The organism is Kitasatospora sp. NPDC057198 (assembly GCF_042670125.1).
Lineage (GTDB): Bacteria > Actinomycetota > Actinomycetes > Streptomycetales > Streptomycetaceae > Kitasatospora.
This window is the reverse complement of the sequence record NZ_JBHUWH010000124.1, coordinates 1-17809: the sequence shown is the minus strand read 5'-3', so window position 1 is coordinate 17809 and position 17809 is coordinate 1. Positions and strand designations below refer to the sequence as shown.

The following is a 17809-nucleotide window of genomic DNA, read 5'->3' as shown; positions in this document are numbered from 1 at the left end:
GGCCCCCGCCGTCCCGGCGGGGGCCCTTCGTCGTGCGCGCGCTCCTGCTCGGCTACTTGGCGGCGATCAGCGAGATGCCGTACAGCACCACGGCCGCGCAGGCCGCGAAGCAGACGCCCGCGGCGACCAGGGCCGGGACGCCCCGGCCGGTGCCCGCCGCGACGGCGGCCTCCCGGCGGGACAGCGCGAGGTTGCCGAGCGCGAAGACGACGACCACGGCGACGGTCACCAGCAGGCTGACGCCCGCGGTCTCGGCCAGTGCGGCCCACTTGATGTCCATGGCGGGGTTCCTCTCAGGCCGCGAGGGTGGTCGGGGCGGGGGCGGCGGGCAGTCCGACGGCCACCGGGGCCGCGTCCGCCTCGTTGACGTTCTCCGCGTGCACCGGACGGCGGCGCGAGACCAGCCACATCGAACCGGCGCCCGCCACCAGCGCCAGGCCCACCAGGGCCACGCCCCAGTTGCCGCGGTCGGCGACCAGCGCGGCCACGCCGGAGACCGCGGCGGAGGCCGGCAGGGTCAGGCCCCAGGTGGCGACCATGCGGCGGACCATGCCCCAGCGCAGCTTGCCGGACGGGCCGCCCAGGCCCGCGCCCATGATGCCGCCGGAGCACACCTGGGTGGTGGACAGGCCGTAGCCCATGTGCGAGGAGGTCAGGATCACCGTCGCGGCCGCGGTCTCCGAGGCGAAGCCCTGCGGCGGCCGGATGTCGGCCAGCCCGGAGCCCATCGAGCGGATGATCCGCCAGCCGCCCATGTAGGTGCCCAGCGCGATGGCCAGACCCGCGCTGACGATCACCCAGACCGGCGGGCCGTCGCCCTTGTCCAGCGCGCCGGCCGAGATCAGGGTCAGCGTGATGATGCCCATCGTCTTCTGCGCGTCGTTGGTGCCGTGCGCGAGCGAGATCAGCGAGGACGAGAAGACCTGGCCCCGGCGGAAGCCCTTCTCGGTGCCCTCCACCGGGGCGCCGCGGGTGATCAGGTAGGCCAGCTTGGTCGCGCCCCAGGAGGCCAGGCCCGCGATGATCGGCGAGGCGACCGCCGGGATCAGGATCTTGGTGACCACGGTGGTGAAGTTCACGCCGTGCAGGCCGGTGCCGACCACGGTGGCGCCGATCAGGCCGCCGTACAGGGCGTGCGAGGAGGACGAGGGTAGGCCCTTGAGCCAGGTCAGCAGGTTCCACAGGATCGCGCCGACCAGGGCGGCGAAGATGATCGAGGGCTGCAGTCCGGCCTTCTCGTTGACGAGGCCGCCCGAGATGGTGGTGGCGACCTTCACGGAGAGGAAGGCACCGGCGAAGTTCAGCACCGCCGCGATCGCGACGGCGACCTTGGGCTTGAGCGCGCCGGTCGCGATGGAGGTGGCCATCGCGTTGGCGGTGTCGTGGAAGCCGTTGGTGAAGTCGAAGGCGAGCGCCGTGATGATCACAACGGCCACCAGGAACGTGATGTGTTCCATACCCAAACAATCGTCGTAGTGGTCGGACTGACGTTGCTGTCCTCGGCGAAGGTAGGGAGGGATGGTGAACGGGAGGTTAACTCGACGCGGAGTCGCGGTTCCGTTCGTGGCGCGGGAGTTGCCGGGAGGACCGGTTTCCGTGGAGACCGGCCGGGCGCCCGCGCCCCGCCGTGAGACCGTTCTCACATGCCGGACCGGATGAGAATTCACCCGGCGGTCCCGAAAGCACCTGCCGCCGACGGGGGTTCCCGTGACAGGATCGGTCCGATCGCCGACGGACAACCAGGGGAGGGCCGGCCGATGGGGGCTGGACAGCGGACCGAGTCGACCGGCCTGCGACCGTGGGTGCGCGCCGCGCTGCGCTGCGGAGCGGTGCTCGCCGCCGCCGCGCTCACCCTGCCGTTCCTCGGCTCGGCCGCGTACGCGGTGCCCGAACCCGGCACCCCGGCGGTCACCGCCCCGACGGTCGCCCCGGGGGCCGACCCGCTCGCCGACGCCAAGCGCACCCTCGGGCCGCTGCTCGACCAGCTGCACGAGCTCTACCAGCAGGCCGAGGCCGCCACCGAGAAGTACAACGGCACCGTCGCCGCCCTCGCCGAGCAGCAGGCCACCGTCGAGGACCTCACCGTGCGGGCCGAACGGCAGCAGGACGCCGTCGACACCGGCAGCGACCTCGCCTCGCAGCTCGCCGCCGCGCAGTACCGCAACAGCCAGGTCTCCGGGTACGCCGAACTGCTGATGGCCGAGAACCCGTACGAGGCCCTGCTGATCGCCGAACTCCTGCGCTCCGCCGGGCACTCGCAGAAGGAGTTCCTGGACCGGCTCAAGGCCGACCGGGACACCCTCGAGGCGCTGCGCGCCGCCGCCGAGCAGGCGGTCGCCGAGTCGAAGACGCTGGCCGCCGACCAGGAGAAGGCCAGGAACGACGTGGCCGCCAAGCTCGCCGAGGTCGAGCAGCTGGTCGGCTCGCTCACCGGCGCCCAGCGCGAAGAACTCGCCGAACTGGAGAAGCAGCGGGCCAGCGAGGCCCAACTCGCCTTCCTCGCCTCCGGGGCGCTCGGCAAGGGCGAGCGGACGCCGTCGGCGGCGGGCCGCAAGGCGGTCGCCTGGGCGCTCCAGCAGCTCGGCAAGGACTACGTGTGGGGCGGCGCCGGACCGGACGTGTTCGACTGCTCCGGCCTCACCTCGCAGGCGTGGCTGCACGCCGGGGTGCCCATCCCGCGCACCAGCCAGGAGCAGTGGGCGCAGCTCAAGCACGTGCCGCTGAACCAGATCCGGCCGGGCGACCTGATCGTCTACTACGGCGGCGCGACGCACATCGGGATGTACATCGGCGGCGGGCTGATCGTCCAGGCCCCGCACACCGGGGACGTGGTGAAGGTCACCCAGATCGGGGCCATGCCGATCCTGGGCGCGGTGCGCCCGGACGGGGACGAGGCGGCGGACGACGCGGGCGGCCAGTGGAAGGTGCCGGACGTCCAGCTGGGCGCGGTGCGGATCCAGCCGGCCAAGCCGTCGACGCTCCCGACACCGCCTGCGGCGTCGCCGACGCCCACCGCGCCGGGGGTGCCGAGCGCGTCCGCGACGCCGAGCGCTCCTGCGTCGCCTTCGGACTCCGGGACGCCGAGCGGGACGGGGTCGCCCAGCGGGTCGGGATCGCCCAGCGGGTCGGGGACGCCGAGCGGGTCGGGGACGCCTTCGGAGCCGGCTCCGGGTTCGGCTTCGCCCGGTGAATCGGCCTCGGGCTCGGCGAGTTCGAGCGGGACGCCCAGCGGGTCGGGGTCGCCGAGCGGGGGCGAGGCGGCGTCGCCGTCGGGGAGCCGGTCGGCGGGTTGAGGTCCGGGGGCCGGGGGCGGCTGGACGCTTCCGGCCCTGAACCGCCCGCAGCCACGGCCCCGCCGTTCCCCGGGCCCCTGAACGCCTTCGCTACGGTGTCTCGAAGCGGATCAGGACGGACTTCGAGGTCGGGGTGTTGCTGATGTCGGCCGTGGAGTCCAGCGGGACGAGGACGTTGGTCTCCGGGTAGTAGGCGGCCGCGCCGCCGCGGGCGACGGGGTAGTGGACCACCCGAAAGTGCGGGGCGCGGCGCTCGCTGCCGTCGGTCCACTCGCTGACCAGGTCGACGAACTGGCCTTCGGTGAGGCCGAGTTCGGCGGCGTCGGCGGGGTTGACCAGGACGACGCGGCGGCCGCCGGTGATGCCGCGGTAGCGGTCGTCCAGGCCGTAGACGGTGGTGTTGTACTGGTCGTGCGAGCGGAGGGTCTGGAGCAGCAGGCGGCCGGCCGGGACGTCGGGGGCGGTCAGCGGGTTGACGGTGAAGTTGGCCTTCCCGGTGGCGGTGGGGAAGGTGCGGCTGTCGCGCGGGGCGTGCGGGAGGGCGAAGCCGCCGGGGCGGCGGACCCTGGTGTTGTAGTCGTCGAAGCCGGGGACGACCCGGGCGATGCGTTCGCGGATCCGGTCGTAGTCGAGGGCGAACTCCTCCCAGGGGGTGGGGTCCTGGGGGCCGAGGACGGCGCGGGCCAGCCGGGTGACGATGGCGACCTCGGAGAGCAGGCCGGGCGCGGGCGGGCGCAGGCCGCCGCGGGAGGAGTGCACCATGCCCATGGAGTCCTCGACGCTGACGAACTGCGGCCCGGCGGGGGTGAGGTCGCGGTCGGTGCGGCCGAGGGTGGGCAGGATCAGGGCGCGGGCGCCGGTGACCAGGTGCGAGCGGTTGAGCTTGGTGGAGACGTGCACGGTGAGCCGGCAGTTGCGCATCGCGGCCTCGGTGGCGCCGGTGTCGGGGCTCGCGGAGACGAAGTTGCCGCCCATCGCGAAGAACACCCTGACCCGGCCGTCGCGCATCGCCCGGATGGTGTCGACGGTGTCGTGGCCGTGCGCGCGCGGCGGCTCGAAGCCGAACTCCTTGCCGAGGGCGTCCAGGAAGGCGGTGGAGGGGCGCTCGAAGATGCCCATGGTGCGGTCGCCCTGGACGTTGCTGTGCCCGCGGACGGGGCAGACGCCGGCGCCGGGGCGGCCCACGTTGCCGCGCAGCAGCAGGAAGTTGACCACCTCGCGGATGGTGGGGACGGAGTGCTTGTGCTGGGTGAGGCCCATCGCCCAGCAGACGACGACCTTCCGCGAGTCGAGCACCAGGCGGTGCAGCTCCTCGATCTGCTCCCAGGGCAGGCCGGTGGCGCGCAGCACGGCCGCCCGGTCGAGCTCGGCGGCCTCGGCGGCGAACTCGTGGTAGCCGGCGCAGTGTTCGGCGACGAAGGCTTCGTCGACGGCGCCCGGGGTGGTGAGCAGCAGGTGGTTCAGGGCGCGGAACAGGGCGAGGTCGCCGCCGAGCCGGATCTGCAGGAACAGGTCGGTGAGCCTGGTGCCGCCGCCGACCAGGCCGCGCGGGGTCTGCGGGTTCTTGAACCGCTCCAGCCCGGCCTCGGGCAGCGGGTTGACGCTGACGATCTTCGCGCCGGCCCGCTTGGCGCGCTCCAGGGCGGAGAGCATCCGGGGGTGGTTGGTGCCCGGGTTCTGGCCCGCGACGACGATCAGGTCGGCCTGGTACAGGTCCTTGAGCGAGACGCTGCCCTTGCCCACGCCGAGCGTCTCGGTGAGCGCCGAGCCCGAGGACTCGTGGCACATGTTGGAGCAGTCCGGCAGGTTGTTGGTGCCGAGCCTGCGGGCGAACAGTTGGTACGCGAAGGCGGCCTCGTTGGAGGTGCGGCCGGAGGTGTAGAAGGCGGCCCCGTCCGGGGAGTCGAGCGCGGTCAGCTCCTCGGCGATCAGCGCGAAGGCGTCGTCCCAGCCGATCGGGGCGTAGTGGGTGGCGCCCTCGTCCAGCAGCATCGGGGTGGTGAGCCGGCCCTGCTGGCCGAGCCAGTAGCCGGAGCGCTCGGCGAGGTCGGCGACCGGGTGCTCGGCGAAGAAGGCCGGGGTGATCCGGCGCTCGGTGGCCTCCTCGGCGACGGCCTTGGCGCCGTTCTCGCAGAACTCGGCCAGGTGCGGCTTGTCCGGCTCGGGCCAGGCGCAGCCGGGGCAGTCGAAGCCGCCGGGCTGGTTGACCTTGCGCAGGGTGGCCAGCGTCCGGCCCGGGGACATCTGCTCGGCGGCCATCCGCAGGGTGTGCCCGATCGCGGGCAGGCCGGCGGCGGCACGGGCCGGCGGCGCGACGTGCGGCGCGTCCTGGGCGGGGTCGCGGTGCGGGGGCTGCTTGGCCATGGCGGACTCTCCGGAGGGCTCGGGGTCCTCGGAGCGTATCCGGTGCGGGGGGACGTGTCGTGCGGCGGCGGTCAGTCCTCCTTCTGGAGTTCGGTGAGCAGGCGGCGGGCGACGGCGTCGTTCTGCCGGAAGGACGGGGCGTCGGTGTGCGGGCGGGCGAAGGCGGCCGGGGCGCGGGTGGTGGTGGGGGCGCCGAGAGCGGTGCGGCGCGGGTGCGGGCGGTGGCCGAGGGAGGGGTCGATCAGGCGGGCGTCGGGGTCGGTGCGGACCAGCCCGGAGCGGTAGGTGTGGCCGTCGGGGTCGGCCAGCCGTTCTTCGTCGATCCGTCCGTCGCGCAGGAGTTGGCGCAGCAGCGGGTCGTTGCTGCGGTCGAGGGCGTGCCGGGGCAGGAAGGCGTCGACCAGTGCGGTGCCGTGGACGTGGTGGCCGGGCAGGGCGGGGGAGGAGGCGCGGAAGGTGCCGTGCTCCTCGTCGAGGTCGACGTGCAGGTCGGGGCCGAGGAAGTGCAGCAGTCCGGCGTCGGAGAGGGCGAGCAGCTGTTCGAGCCGGAAGCCGGGCGGGCCGGAGGCGTAGCAGGAGAAGAAACCCTGCCACCAGCCGTCGAGTTCGGCAGCGGTGGAGCGGGCGGTGAGCGGGTGGGCGGGCAGCAGGCGGATGAGCCGGCCGTAGATCGAGAGCAGGGCGTAGAAGGCGCCGAGGTCGGCGCTGTGCCGCAGGTCGGAGCGGCGGGCCAGGTCGGCGCGCAGGTGGGCGCGCAGGTGCTGCTGGAGTTCGGCGGGGCTGCCGACCCGCAGGCCGGCGAGCGGGCGGTCCAGGCGTTCCAGGTCGAGGCGGTCCTCGGGGTCGGGGACGGCGGCGGCGACCAGGGCGGCGCGTTCGGGGCTCTCCCAGGGGTGGCGGTCGTAGGCGGCCAGGAACTCGGCCCAGGGCAGGGTGGTGCGTTCGGGGTGGCCGTGGAACAGTTCGTGGTAGTAGGCGAAGCCGAGCTCCTTGGCCATGGCGGGCCACAGGTCGCGCTTGAACTCGAGTTTCCCGTCCGGGAGTTCGAGGTCGGGGCCGAAGTAGCGGGGCAGCGGCGGGGGCGGGCCCTGGAGCCGGTAGCCGGTCTTGGCGTGGTACGGGACGCCGCGGCGGCTTCCCGCGTACAGTACGGGTTCGCGGCCGGAGGGGTGGTAGCGCAGGCCGCCGCCGGGGCGCGGGGAGAAGCGGCCGCCGCGGCCCTCGGTGAGCAGTGCGACCAGGTCGACGAAGGCCAGGCCGAGGCCGCGGACCAGGACGCGTTCGCCGGGGGCCAGGCCGGACAGGTCGGCGTCGGCGGTGAACGCGGGCGGCAGGTAGGTGCGGCCGTGCCGTTCGGCGAAGTCGCGCGGGTCGGCGGTGTCGGGGCCGGGCGCGGAGTCCAGGTGGCCGAGGGCGAGCACCACCCGGTCGGCGAGCAGCACGGTGTCGGAGAGGTGGACGAGCTGCGGCCCGTCCGGTTCGCCGGTGAGCCGGCGCGCGGTGTCCCGGTGGACGAACAGCCGTACGTTGTCCGGGAGTTCGCCGGCGGCCCGGCGCAGCACCCAGTCCAGGTAGCCGCTCTGGGCGCGCCGGGTGGGGAAGTCGGTGGGGGCCAGGGCGTGCAGTTCGGCGGCCACCTCCCGGTCCCCGACCGGCAGGTACGGGGGGTGGGCGGCCGGGTCGGCGGCCCACTCGGCGAGCGAGGGGCCGGGGCGGACCGGGCCGTCCATGGTGGTGCGCTCGTCGGTGAACATGGTGACGTCCTCGGCCATCGAGTTCATCCGCAGCAGCGGGGACTGCGCGTGCCGCCAGATCCGGCCCCCGCCGGGCGGGTGCGGGTCGACCAGGTGGACGTCCAACTCGACGCCGGGGCCCAGCAGTTCGGGGGCGTTGGCGGCGATCCGCTCCAGCGGGCCGGTGCCGCGCGGCCCGGCCCCGACCACGACCAGTACGGGCACCGCGCTCACCGCCCGGCCGTGCGCCGGTAGAGGGCGCGGGCCCGCTGCCACGGCGTCGGCGGCAGTCCGCCGCGGGTGGCGCCGCGGGCGAAGTGCCGCTCCAGGTAGTACTGGCCGACCGACAGCACGCTGGTCACCACGACGTACCAGACGGTGGCCACCATCAGCAGCGGGATCACCCGGTACGTCTGGTTGTAGATCAACTGGGCGGAGAACAGCAGGTCGTGGACGGCCAGCACGCTGATCACCGAGGTGCCCTTGAGGGTGCCGATCAGCATGTTCCCGGCGGGCGGCAGGATCGCCCGCATCGCCTGCGGCAGCACGATCCGGCGCAGCACCCGGCCGCGGTCCAGGCCCAGCGAGGCGGCCGCCTCCAACTGGCCCTGGTCGACCGACTGGACGCCCGAGCGCACCACCTCGGCGGCGAACGCGGCCTCGTGCAGGGTCAGTCCGACCAGGGCGGTCAGCACCGGGCCCAGCAGGTTGACGGTCTTCACCGCGAACAGCTCGCCGCCGAACGGCAGGCTGAGCGACAGCGTCGGGTACAGCGCCCCGATGTTGAACCAGAACAGCAGCTGGACCAGCAGCGGAGTGGCCCGGAAGATCCACACGAAGCCCCAACTCAGGCTCCGCAGCACCGGGTTGTCCGACAGTCGGGCCACCGCGAGCAGGGTGCCCAGGGCGAAGCCGAGCACCATCACCGCGCCGGTCAGCCAGAGCGTCAGCAGCAGGCCGCGCAGGATCGACGGGGCGGTCAGGTAGGTGCCGACCACCGGCCACTCGAAGGCCGGGTTGCCGGCCAGCGAGCGCACCAGCAGGGCGGCGGCGAGCAGCGCCAGGCCGCCGCTGACGTACCGCCCGGGGCGGCGGCGGGGCACGATCGGCAGCTCGGCCGACGGCTCGGTCAACAGGTCGGTCAACAGCTCGGGCGGCGGGGCGGCAGGGCCGGCGCCGGGGCCGGCCGGGGCCGGTGGCGCGGTGGACCGGGGACCGGTGGACGGGAGGGCGGGCGAGGCCATGAGGGCTCCAACGGGCGGCGGGGCGGGCGGTGGCCGCATGCCGTCACTCACGCGCGCCGCGTCCCTCAACGCGGCTGGGCCGGAAGGCAGTTCGTCCGGGCCCGGGTGGTTCTCGCTCCGGTTCCGATCGTACGCGTGCGCGAGCGAAGGCTGTCAAGGACGCGGGTGTGACGCCGGTGTTTCGTTCCCGGCGGGAAGGTTGACGGGCGGTCGGCGGCACTGCTCAACTGTTCGACATGACAGCCGAGCAGCCCGCCCTCGTGAAGCGAGGCCACATCGACTTCGGTCGGGTGTGGTCCGCGGCGTGTCGCGGCTGACCCGGCAGCGGGCCGCCTGACCGGCCCTTCCTCCTCCGGGAGTCCTCCCTCGGTCGCCCCTTCGCGGGCCGGGAACCCGTCCGTCCGGACGGATCGACAGGCGCACGCTGCCGCCGACCCCCGCCTTCCCGCTCGCTCCCGAGCCGGCGCCCCGTCACGCGCCCACGCCGTTCTCCCCACCTGCCGCCGCCGCCGTTCGCGCCCGCCCGCCGAGGCGCTCCCCGGCCTGCCCGGACGCGGCCCCGCACCTCCGGAAGAGGCTTCACCATGCCCGTCGAGTTCCTCGGAATCGCCGCCACCGGCGACGGTTCGGAGACCACCGCCCGCACCACCCACGCCTTCGACCGCGACTACACGCTGCGCCTGGCCCGCGCCCACGAGGACCACGGCTGGGACCGGGTGCTGTTCGCCTACGGCGCCGGATCGCCCGAGCCCGCCGCCTCCGCCGCGTACCTCGCCGCCAAGCTCGACCGGCTGCAGATCCTGCTCGCGCACCGGCCCAACGTCTCGTACCCGACCTTCGCCGCCAAGACCTTCGCCACCCTGGACCGGATCAGCGACGGCCGGCTCACCGTGCACTTCATCACCGGCGGCAGCGACCACGAGCAGCGGCGCGAGGGCGACTTCCTGCCCAAGGACCGCCGCTACGACCGCACCCGCGAGTACATCGGCATCGTCAAGAAGGCGTGGACCAGCCGCGAACCCTTCGACCACGAGGGCGAGTTCTACCGCTTCGACGACTTCGTCTCGGACGTCTTCCCGGTCCAGCAGCCCCGGCCGGACGTCTCCTTCGGCGGCTCCTCGCCCGCCGCGTTCGCGGCCGGCGGCGCCGAGGCCGACATCTACGCGCTGTGGGGCGAGCCGCTGGCCCGCACCGCCGAGCAGATCGAGCTGGTGAAGGCCGCCGCCCGGGCCGCCGGGCGCACCGACACCCCGCGGATCCAGGTCGCCTTCCGGCCGATCATCGCGCCCACCGAGGAACTCGCCTGGGAGAAGGCGCACCGCACGGTCGCCGCGATCAAGCACCGCCGGGAGGCGAACGACCTGGTGCGCCGCCGGCTGACCGGCGGCGACGGGCCGGAGAACGCCGGCTCGCAGCGGCTGCTGGAGATCGCCGAGGCCGGCGAGCGCTACGACCGCGCGCTGTGGACCCCGACCGCCGCCGCCACCGGCGGGGCCGGCAACTCCAACGCCCTGGTCGGCACGCCCGAGACGGTCGCCCAGGCGCTGCTCGACTACTACGACCTCGGCGTGGACATCCTCTCCGCCCGCGGCTACGACCACGTCGGCGACGCCATCGACTTCGGCCGGCACGTCATCCCGATCGTCCGCGAGGAGGTCGCCAAGCGCGACGCCGCCAAGGCCGCCGCGGCCGCATGAGCGCCCTGACCGTGGTGCGGGCCGTCCTGGGCGACCCGCTCGCCGAACCGCTGGTCCGCGAACTCACCCACGAGTACGTCACCCGCTACGGCCCCGGCGGCCACCGGGAGATGGCCCGCTACGGCGCCGAGGAGTTCACCCCGCCCGACGGCCTGCTGCTCCTGCTGCTGCGCGGGGACGAACCGGTGGCCGGCGGCGCCTACCGCCGCCACGCGGACGAGGGCACCGCCGAGGTGAAGCGGATGTGGACCGCCGCCGGGCACCGTCGCCAGGGCTTCGGCCGCCGGGTGCTGGCCGAACTGGAGGCCGCCGCCCGGGAGGCCGGGTACCGCCGGATCCTCCTCACCACCGGCCCGCGCCAGCCCGAGGCCAGGGGCCTCTACCTGGCGGCCGGGTACACCCCGTTGTTCGACGTCCGCGCAGAGCCCGCACCGGACGGCGACCCGCTGCTGTTCGAGAAGGACCTGCTCCGCCCCCGTCCGTCCCACCACCCGCAGGACCTGGCCGCCGCGGCGGCCGGAAAGGCACCCACCCGATGAAGCGCCACCTTCCCGCGGCCGCCCTGGCCACCGCCGCCGCCCTGGCGCTGACGGGCTGCGGCTCCGACCCGGTGGCCGCCCCGAACGCCGCGCCGGTCGGCATCCAGCCGAGCCAGGACGTCCTGAGCGGCCTGCGGAAGAGCGAGGCCGCGGCCGCGCTGCTGCCCGACGACGTCAAGGCGTCCGGCACGATCAGGCTCGGCGGCGCGGTCGGCGCCCCGCCCGGGGCGTACTACCCGGAGGGCAGGAAGGAGATCACCGGGCTGGACGTCGACCTGACCGACGCCGTCGCCGCGGTGCTCGGGCTGAAGGTGCAGCGCGAGGACGCCGCGTTCGAGACCATCCTGCCCGCGCTCGGCAGCGGCAAGTACGACGTCGGCACCGGCAACTTCGGCGTCACCGCGGCCCGGCTGAAGACCGTCGACTTCGTCACCTACGTCGACGACGGGCAGGGCTTCGCGGTGCGCTCCGACAACACCGCGCTGAACGCCGTCACCGACCTGGTCCAGCTGTGCGGCCTGACCATCGGCACCGGCGCGGGCACCACCTTCGAGGCCACCCTGAACGCCGAGAAGGACGTCTGCGCGCAGGCCGGCAAGAAACCGTACGAGGTCAAGGCGTTCTCCGAGAACGGGGCCGTGCTCACCGGCCTCCAGCAGAACCGCCTCGACGTGGTGATGTCCACCATCAACGGCCTGCGCTACCAGGCCGCCCAGCCCGCCGCGAAGATCCGCTTCCTCGGTGAGTTCCACCGCCTCGACGTGGGCTTCGCGTTCAAGAAGGGCTCGCCGCTCACCCCCGCCTTCCAGGCCGCCGTCAACGAGCTGATCAAGGACGGCACGTACCGGAGGATCCTGGCCAAGTGGGGCACCGCCGACTCGGCGATCACCGAGTCCGAGATCAACCCGCCCGAGCACCCCTGACCACGGAGCCCCCGATGACCGCCCTCACCCCCGAGAAGGCCCCGCCGCTGCGACAACCCGACGACCCGGCCGGGCAGTTGACGATCGTCCCGCACCGCCGGCCGTGGCGGCCGGTGGCCGGCCTGGCCGCGCTGGTGCTAGCCGCCCAGTTCCTGCACGGCCTGGCCGTCAACCCCGGCTGGGACTGGCCGACCTTCCGCACCTTCGTGTTCTCCGACAGCATCCTGCGCGCGGTCGGCGTCACCCTCCAACTCACCGCCTACGGCACCGTCCTGGGCTTCGCGCTGGGCGCGGTGATCGCCGCGCTGCGGCTGTCCGGCAGCCAGGTCCTGCGCACCATCGCCTGGACGTACGTGTGGGCGTTCCGCTCGATCCCGCTGATCGTGCAGCTGGTGTTCTGGTTCAACCTGGCCTACCTGTACAAGCGGATCGGGATCGGCATCCCGTTCGGCCCGACCTTCGCCTCCTTCGGCACCATGGACCTGCTCGGCGCCCTCGGCGCCGCCGTCCTCGGCCTCGCCCTGCACCAGGCCGCGTACGCCGCCGAGATCATCCGGGGCGGGGTGCTCGCGGTGGACGCCGGGCAGCTCGAAGCGGCCGCCGCGCTCGGCATCCCGAGGTTCCGGCAGGCGTGGCGGATCGTGCTGCCGCAGGCCATGCGCGGCATCCTGCCGAACGCCGCCAACGAGGTCGTCTCGCTGTTCAAGGGCACCTCGATCGTCTACGTGATGGCGATCGGCGAGCTCTTCTACCAGGTCCAGGTGATCTACGGCCGCACCGGCCGGGTGGTGCCGCTGCTGATGGTCGCCACCGTCTGGTACGTGCTGCTGACCACCGCCCTCTCGCTGGTCCAGTACTACGTCGAGCGCTACTTCGCCCGCGGCAGCGAGCGCCACGCGCCGCCCACCCCCTGGCAGCGGCTGCGCGCCGCTGTCACCGAGAGCAAGGAGAAGCGGGCATGAGCGGCGAGAGCGCCACGGCCATGGTCGAAGTGCGCGGCGTGCACAAGCGGTTCGGACGGCTGGAGGTGCTGCGCGGCATCGACCTCGACGTACGGCCCGGCACCGTCACCGTGGTGCTCGGCCCGTCCGGCTCCGGCAAGTCCACCCTGCTGCGGGCGGTCAACCACCTGGAGAAGCTCGACCGGGGGTACGTCCGGGTGGACGGCGAGCTGATCGGCTACCGGCAGGTCGGCGACAAGCTGCGCGAACTGCCCGAGCGCGAGGTGCTCAAGCAGCGCACCCGGCTCGGTTTCGTGTTCCAGAACTTCAACCTGTTCCCGCACCTGACCGTGCTGGAGAACCTGGTGGAGGCCCCGGTCGGCGCGCTCGGCGTGCCCAAGGACCGGGCCCGGACCCGGGCGCTGGAGCTGCTGGAGCGGGTCGGCCTCGCCGACAAGGCCGCCGAGTACCCGCGCCGGCTCTCCGGCGGCCAGCAGCAGCGCGTCGCCATCGCCCGCGCGCTCGCCCTGGAGCCCAAGGTGCTGCTGTTCGACGAGCCGACCTCGGCGCTCGACCCGGAGCTGGTCGGCGAGGTGCTCGACGTGATCAAGGACCTGGCCCGCACCGGCACCACCATGATCGTGGTCACCCACGAGATCGGTTTCGCCCGCGAGGTCGCCGACGCCGTGGTGTTCATGGACGGCGGCGTGGTGGTCGAACAGGGCCCGCCCGCCCGGGTGCTGGACGACCCGCAGCACGAGCGCACCCGCGCCTTCCTCACCAAGGTCCTCTGAAGTCCCTTCTCGCACAAAGGAGTCGCCCCCGTGTCCGTGTACCGCCGCACCTTCGCTCCGGCCGCCGCCGCCCTCGCCGCCGCTCTGCTGCTCTCCTCCTGCGGCTCCGCGGACAACGCCTCCGCCGACCTCGGCGCCAAGAAGGAGGGCACCGCGCCCAACGGCGTGAAGATCAACCTGACCCCGGACCAGAACCGGATCAGCACGCCCGAGGTCGAGGCGATCGCCGCACTCGTCCCCGACGAGGTCCGACGAAGAGGCACCCTCCGGGTCGCCGCCGACGTCGGCACCGTCCCGCCGCTCGGCTTCTACGCCACCGACGACAAGACCGTCATCGGCACCGAGCCCGACCTGGCGTACCTGATCGGCGACGTGCTCGGCCTGAAGGTCGAGATCGACCCGGCCTCCTGGGAGAACGTCTTCGTCGGACTGGACAGCGGCAAGTACGACGCGGCCGTCACCAACGTCACCGTCACCGAGGCCCGCAAGGAGAAGTACGACTTCGCCACCTACCGGCTCGACATCCTCGGCTTCGAGGCGAAGAAGGGCGGCAACTGGAAGGTCAAGGGCCCGGCCGACGTCGCCGGGCACACCATCGGCGTCTCCTCCGGCACCAACCAGGAGAAGCTGCTGCTGGCCTGGAGCGAGCAGGACGTCGAGAACGGCCTCGAGCCGGTCGACGTGAAGTACTACCAGAACTCCTCCGACTACTACCTCGCCCTCGGCTCCGGCCGGATCGACGCCTGGCTCGGCCCCAACCCGGCCACCGCCTTCCACTCCGCGCAGACCGGCGAGACCGAGGTGATCGGCACCTACTCCGGCGCGGGCGACACCGTGCTCGGCAAGATCGCCGCCACCACCAGGAAGGACAACGGCCTGGTCGAGGCGCTCAACGAGGCCATCAACGAGACCATCAGGAACGGCAGCTACGCCCAGGTCCTGAAGCGCTGGGGCCTGGACAACGAGGCCGTGCCGACCTCCGAGATCAACCCGCCCGGCCTGCCCAGGACCGACAACTGAAGCTCCCGGCGCGGCCGTTGGAGCGCATCCCTCACCACCCGTGCGGGATGCGCTCCAGCACGCCGCCCGCGAACACGTCGTACAGCGGCAGCGACTCCAGGTGCACGTACCCGATGTGGCAGTCGCACGAGCCCAACGGGCAGGCCCGCGGCCGCAGTTGCGCCCGGTACGAGTCGTCGTACAGGTTGCCCAGCGGCGGCCGGACGAAGTGGCAGCGGCGCACCGTGCCGTCCCCGTCCACCGACACCACGCTCTCGCCCGTCCGGCACGGCAGGCCCGCGCTGCGGTGCGGGTGGCGGCTGTAGCCGAACAGCGGGTCCAGCTCCGACCACTGCGCCGCCTCGGCGTCGGTGTAGCTCAGCCCGTCGGCCGCGTTCACCCACAGGTAGACCCCCGGCGGCAGCGCCGCGCGCAGCCGCCGGGCCGCCGCCAGGTGCTCCGGCTGCCCGACCACGCCGACGCTGAACCGCACGCCCAGCGCGGCGAGTTCGGCGCACCTGGCGAGGAAGCGCTGCTCGGTCACCTGCCCCGGGTGGTACGTCACCCACAGCGCCAGCTTCGAGCGGTCCGCCTCCGCCAGCCAGCCGGTCCGGCAGCTCGCGTTGGTCTGGATCGCCACCCGGTCCAGGTGCGGCAGCCGGCTCAGCTCCACCATCGCCCGCCGGTACCAGCTGCGCACCAGCCCCTCGCCCCACGGCGTGAACAGCACCGACAGCCGCCCGTGCCCGTACGCCGCCGCCCAGGCGGTGAACCGCTCCAGCGCCGCCCGGTCGGCCCGCAGCAGCTCGGGGGTGTCGCGCCGCTTGGCGAACGGGCAGTACGGGCAGTCGTAGTCGCAGGAGGACAGCGGGCCCCGGTAGAGCAGGGTCAGGTGGTCGCTCACTTGGCCTCGTACTCCGCCATGCCGGCGCGCACCGCCGGCGAGAACAGCCGCGGCCCCACCGCGTCCGACCAGGCCAGGCCCTCCGCGCTCAGCAGCAGCCGGGCCGGGTCCTGCGCCGACAGCCAGCCGCGGGCGGCGAACTCGGCCAGCTCGGCCGGGAAGTCCAGCTCCGGGGCGCTGCCGAAGCGCTCCCGGTAGGCCGCCAGGTCGACGCCCTCGCCCTGGAGCAGCGACTGCACCAGGTGGCGGCGCCGGGTCTCCTCGTCCGTCATCACCCAGCCCAGTTCGGCCCGGGAGAAGTCCTCGGCGGCCACGTAGTCGTCGATGATCTTCCGCACCTCGCGCGCGTCCACCGCGTAGTCGAAGGAGTAGTGCAGCCGCGAGGTGTACGAGCGGGCCCCGCAGCCCAGGCCCACCATGCCGTCGGTCTGGCAGGCGTACTCGCCCGCGCCCGCGCCCGCGCCCGCGCTCGCCGCGCCGGCCCGGCGGAACATCCGCATCGACACCTGCTCGTACCCCTCGGCCAGCAGGTGGTCGCGGCCCGCCCGGTACAGCGCCAGCCGCTGGGCGTCCCACTCCGGGTTCGGCGCGTCGGCCGTGCCGTGCCGGCCCAGGCCGGTCAGCGGGCGGACGTACAGCGGGTACAGGTACAGCTCCTCCGGCCGCCACGCCAGGGCGGCGTCCAGGGACTCCACCCAACTGGCGGGCGTCTGGCCGTCGATGCCGTAGATCAGGTCGATGTTCAGCACCGGGAACCCGGCCGCCCGCACCCGCCCCAGCGCGGCCTCCACCGCCGCCCGCTTCTGCGGGCGCACCGCCGCCCGCGCCTCCCCGTCCAGGAACGACTGCACGCCCAGGCTCAGCCGGGTCGTCCCGCGCTCGGCCAGCACCCGCAGCCGGTCCGCCGTCGCGGTGTCCGGCGACGCCTCGACCGAGAGCGGCACCGCCCGCAGGTCCGCCCCCATCCGCAACTCGGCGATGTCGCACAGCCGTTCCAGCTCGGCCGGGCCCAGGTAGGTCGGCGTCCCGCCGCCGAACGCCGCCAGCGCGAACCGAGCCCCCGGCTCCAGCGCCTCCCGCACCTGCCGCGCCTGCCGCTCCAGCGCGTCCAGGTACGCCGTGGTCAGCCCCTCCGGGCTGCCGATCCGGGTGAACAGGTTGCAGAACCCGCACCGCACCTCGCAGAACGGCACGTGCAGGTACAGCGACAGCGCGTCCTGCTTCTCGCCCCGCCACAGCTCGGCGAGCCGCGGCCGCTCCGGCAGCGCGCGGTACGCCGTCTTGTGCGGGTACGCGTAGACGTAGCTCTGGTACGGGGACTCGGCGGTGGTGGTGGTGCTCATCAGGACTCCTGCGGCGGGCCGGCGGGAAGGGTGAAGTGCGCGTACGGGACGGTCCAGACCACCTCGTGGCCGATCCGGTGGCCGGTGTACCCGTCCTCGCCGTACGCGGTGCCGTGGTCCGAGCAGACGATCGCGAAGCACGGCCGCCGGGCGCTCATCGCCGCGAACAGCCGTCCCACGTGCGCGTCCACGTACTCCAGCGCGGCGGCGTGCGTCTCCCGGCTGTCCCCGTCCGCCCGGGTCGCCCCCGGCAGGTGGAACCAGTTCGGCTGGTGCAGCGCCGAGACGTTGACGAACAGGAACAGCGGCCGGTCGGGCGGCTGCTCGGCCGCGACCCGCTCCGCCACCGCCACCTGCGACTCGAAGGAGGTCGGCGACGGCACCCCCAGCTCCGGCGCCCAGTGGCTCTCCTGGAACAGCCCCGGCAGGACGGAACCCAGCGGCCCCCGCTTGTTGAAGAACCCCACCCCGCCGATGCACACCGTCCGGTACCCGGCCCCGGCCAGCGCCGTCGGCAGGTCGGGCGCGTCGAACACCCAGGTCCGCGACCCGGTGGTCTCCGACCCCGCGAACCGCGCCGCGAACAGCCGCGGATGCGGCCCGTCCGGCGAGGCCGGCGTCGGCAGGAACCCGGCCAGGATCGCCTGGTGCGCGGCGTACGTGAAACTCCCCGGCGAGTGCCGCCGCTCCCAGCCGCCCGGCGGCAGCACCTTCGCCAGGTTGGGCAGGCGGCCGGCCGCGAGCAGCTCGGCGGCGACGTCGTAGCGCAGCGTGTCGAGGGTGACCAGCAGCAGGTCGTGCGAGCCGACGACCTCGTTCATGTCGGGAATCTCTGCGGCAGACGAAGGGGAACAAGCCAGGGGCTCGGTGAGAACGGCGGGATCCACAACAGGGGCTCGGGGAACGGCGAGTCCGTGCTGCTGGTGGCCGGAGCCCATCGGAGGTTCGTGCTGCTGCGTGCCGTAACAGGAACCAGAAGCCGATGCGCGCTCCGGCAGTGAACCGTCAGCAGACTGGGCCTCGCCGTTCCCCGAG

The 17809-nt window shown here is 73.7% G+C and carries 15 protein-coding genes; 7 read left to right on the top strand and 8 right to left on the bottom strand.

What is annotated here, in order from left to right; all coding sequences use genetic code 11:
- Window positions 1-52: 52 nt before the first annotated feature.
- Window positions 53-280: a hypothetical protein gene (locus ACFUEL_RS16545; protein ID WP_380236960.1), complete on the bottom strand. Its 228-nt coding sequence runs from the start codon at window positions 278-280 to the stop codon at window positions 53-55.
- Window positions 281-293: 13 nt separating this feature from the next.
- The gene (locus ACFUEL_RS16540) at window positions 294-1457 is read right to left on the bottom strand and encodes an anion permease (protein WP_380236959.1); all 1164 of its coding nucleotides are present in this window, start codon (window positions 1455-1457) and stop codon (window positions 294-296) included.
- A gap of 300 nt (window positions 1458-1757) precedes the next feature.
- Between ACFUEL_RS16540 and ACFUEL_RS16535 the strand changes: the two genes are divergently transcribed.
- The gene (locus ACFUEL_RS16535) at window positions 1758-3293 is read left to right on the top strand and encodes an NlpC/P60 family protein (protein ID WP_380236957.1); all 1536 of its coding nucleotides are present in this window, start codon (window positions 1758-1760) and stop codon (window positions 3291-3293) included.
- Between the two features lie 90 nt (window positions 3294-3383).
- On the opposite strand, the gene ACFUEL_RS16530 is transcribed toward ACFUEL_RS16535, so the two are convergent.
- From ACFUEL_RS16530 to ACFUEL_RS16520, 3 genes are all read right to left on the bottom strand, one after another.
- Window positions 3384-5657, bottom strand: coding sequence for an FdhF/YdeP family oxidoreductase (locus ACFUEL_RS16530; protein ID WP_380236955.1), 2274 nt, complete (start codon window positions 5655-5657; stop codon window positions 3384-3386).
- A 71-nt stretch (window positions 5658-5728) separates the two neighbouring features.
- Window positions 5729-7624: an FAD/NAD(P)-binding protein gene (locus ACFUEL_RS16525; RefSeq protein WP_380236954.1), complete on the bottom strand. Its 1896-nt coding sequence runs from the start codon at window positions 7622-7624 to the stop codon at window positions 5729-5731.
- Window positions 7621-8634: an amino acid ABC transporter permease gene (locus tag ACFUEL_RS16520; protein WP_380236953.1), complete on the bottom strand. Its 1014-nt coding sequence runs from the start codon at window positions 8632-8634 to the stop codon at window positions 7621-7623. The genes ACFUEL_RS16525 and ACFUEL_RS16520 overlap by 4 nt, the downstream gene beginning before the upstream one ends.
- A 584-nt stretch (window positions 8635-9218) precedes the next feature.
- On the opposite strand from ACFUEL_RS16520, the gene ACFUEL_RS16515 reads away from it, so the two are divergent.
- Genes ACFUEL_RS16515 through ACFUEL_RS16490 form a run of 6 tightly spaced genes read left to right on the top strand, consistent with a single transcriptional unit; the run spans window position 9219 to window position 14548 of the window.
- Window positions 9219-10331 (top strand): LLM class flavin-dependent oxidoreductase, encoded by a 1113-nt coding sequence (locus ACFUEL_RS16515; protein WP_380236952.1) that lies wholly within the window; start codon window positions 9219-9221, stop codon window positions 10329-10331.
- Window positions 10328-10870 (top strand): GNAT family N-acetyltransferase, encoded by a 543-nt coding sequence (locus ACFUEL_RS16510; RefSeq protein ID WP_380236951.1) that lies wholly within the window; start codon window positions 10328-10330, stop codon window positions 10868-10870. Before ACFUEL_RS16515 ends, ACFUEL_RS16510 begins: the two co-directional genes overlap by 4 nt.
- Window positions 10867-11793 carry an ABC transporter substrate-binding protein gene (locus ACFUEL_RS16505; protein WP_380236950.1) on the top strand — a complete coding sequence of 309 codons (927 nt, stop codon included), beginning with the start codon at window positions 10867-10869 and terminating at the stop codon, window positions 11791-11793. Before ACFUEL_RS16510 ends, ACFUEL_RS16505 begins: the two co-directional genes overlap by 4 nt.
- A gap of 14 nt (window positions 11794-11807) precedes the next feature.
- Window positions 11808-12755, top strand: coding sequence for an amino acid ABC transporter permease (locus tag ACFUEL_RS16500; RefSeq protein WP_380236949.1), 948 nt, complete (start codon window positions 11808-11810; stop codon window positions 12753-12755).
- A complete protein-coding gene (locus ACFUEL_RS16495; RefSeq protein WP_380236947.1) occupies window positions 12752-13528 on the top strand; it encodes an amino acid ABC transporter ATP-binding protein in 777 nt (258 codons plus the stop codon). Before ACFUEL_RS16500 ends, ACFUEL_RS16495 begins: the two co-directional genes overlap by 4 nt.
- Before the next feature lie 30 nt (window positions 13529-13558).
- A complete protein-coding gene (locus ACFUEL_RS16490) occupies window positions 13559-14548 on the top strand; it encodes an ABC transporter substrate-binding protein (RefSeq protein ID WP_380236946.1) in 990 nt (329 codons plus the stop codon).
- A 31-nt stretch (window positions 14549-14579) separates the two neighbouring features.
- Here ACFUEL_RS16490 and ACFUEL_RS16485 read toward each other — a convergent pair whose 3' ends face one another.
- The 3 genes from ACFUEL_RS16485 to ACFUEL_RS16475 are packed head-to-tail and all read right to left on the bottom strand — an operon-like array spanning window position 14580 to window position 17595.
- Window positions 14580-15431, bottom strand: coding sequence for an STM4011 family radical SAM protein (locus ACFUEL_RS16485; RefSeq protein ID WP_380236945.1), 852 nt, complete (start codon window positions 15429-15431; stop codon window positions 14580-14582).
- Window positions 15428-16774 carry an STM4012 family radical SAM protein gene (locus ACFUEL_RS16480; RefSeq protein ID WP_380236944.1) on the bottom strand — a complete coding sequence of 449 codons (1347 nt, stop codon included), beginning with the start codon at window positions 16772-16774 and terminating at the stop codon, window positions 15428-15430. Before ACFUEL_RS16480 ends, ACFUEL_RS16485 begins: the two co-directional genes overlap by 4 nt.
- A complete protein-coding gene (locus ACFUEL_RS16475; protein WP_380236942.1) occupies window positions 16774-17595 on the bottom strand; it encodes an STM4013/SEN3800 family hydrolase in 822 nt (273 codons plus the stop codon). The genes ACFUEL_RS16480 and ACFUEL_RS16475 overlap by 1 nt, the downstream gene beginning before the upstream one ends.
- Between the last annotated feature and the right edge of the window lie 214 nt (window positions 17596-17809).

Coding starts and splice junctions, on each gene's coding strand:
- ACFUEL_RS16545 (WP_380236960.1), bottom strand. CDS start 280: ATGGACATCAAGTGGGCCGCACTGGCCGAGACCGCGGGCGTCAGCCTG.
- ACFUEL_RS16540 (WP_380236959.1), bottom strand. CDS start 1,457: ATGGAACACATCACGTTCCTGGTGGCCGTTGTGATCATCACGGCGCTC.
- ACFUEL_RS16535 (WP_380236957.1), top strand. CDS start 1,758: ATGGGGGCTGGACAGCGGACCGAGTCGACCGGCCTGCGACCGTGGGTG.
- ACFUEL_RS16530 (WP_380236955.1), bottom strand. CDS start 5,657: ATGGCCAAGCAGCCCCCGCACCGCGACCCCGCCCAGGACGCGCCGCAC.
- ACFUEL_RS16520 (WP_380236953.1), bottom strand. CDS start 8,634: ATGGCCTCGCCCGCCCTCCCGTCCACCGGTCCCCGGTCCACCGCGCCA.
- ACFUEL_RS16515 (WP_380236952.1), top strand. CDS start 9,219: ATGCCCGTCGAGTTCCTCGGAATCGCCGCCACCGGCGACGGTTCGGAG.
- ACFUEL_RS16510 (WP_380236951.1), top strand. CDS start 10,328: ATGAGCGCCCTGACCGTGGTGCGGGCCGTCCTGGGCGACCCGCTCGCC.
- ACFUEL_RS16505 (WP_380236950.1), top strand. CDS start 10,867: ATGAAGCGCCACCTTCCCGCGGCCGCCCTGGCCACCGCCGCCGCCCTG.
- ACFUEL_RS16500 (WP_380236949.1), top strand. CDS start 11,808: ATGACCGCCCTCACCCCCGAGAAGGCCCCGCCGCTGCGACAACCCGAC.
- ACFUEL_RS16495 (WP_380236947.1), top strand. CDS start 12,752: ATGAGCGGCGAGAGCGCCACGGCCATGGTCGAAGTGCGCGGCGTGCAC.
- ACFUEL_RS16480 (WP_380236944.1), bottom strand. CDS start 16,774: ATGAGCACCACCACCACCGCCGAGTCCCCGTACCAGAGCTACGTCTAC.
- ACFUEL_RS16475 (WP_380236942.1), bottom strand. CDS start 17,595: ATGAACGAGGTCGTCGGCTCGCACGACCTGCTGCTGGTCACCCTCGAC.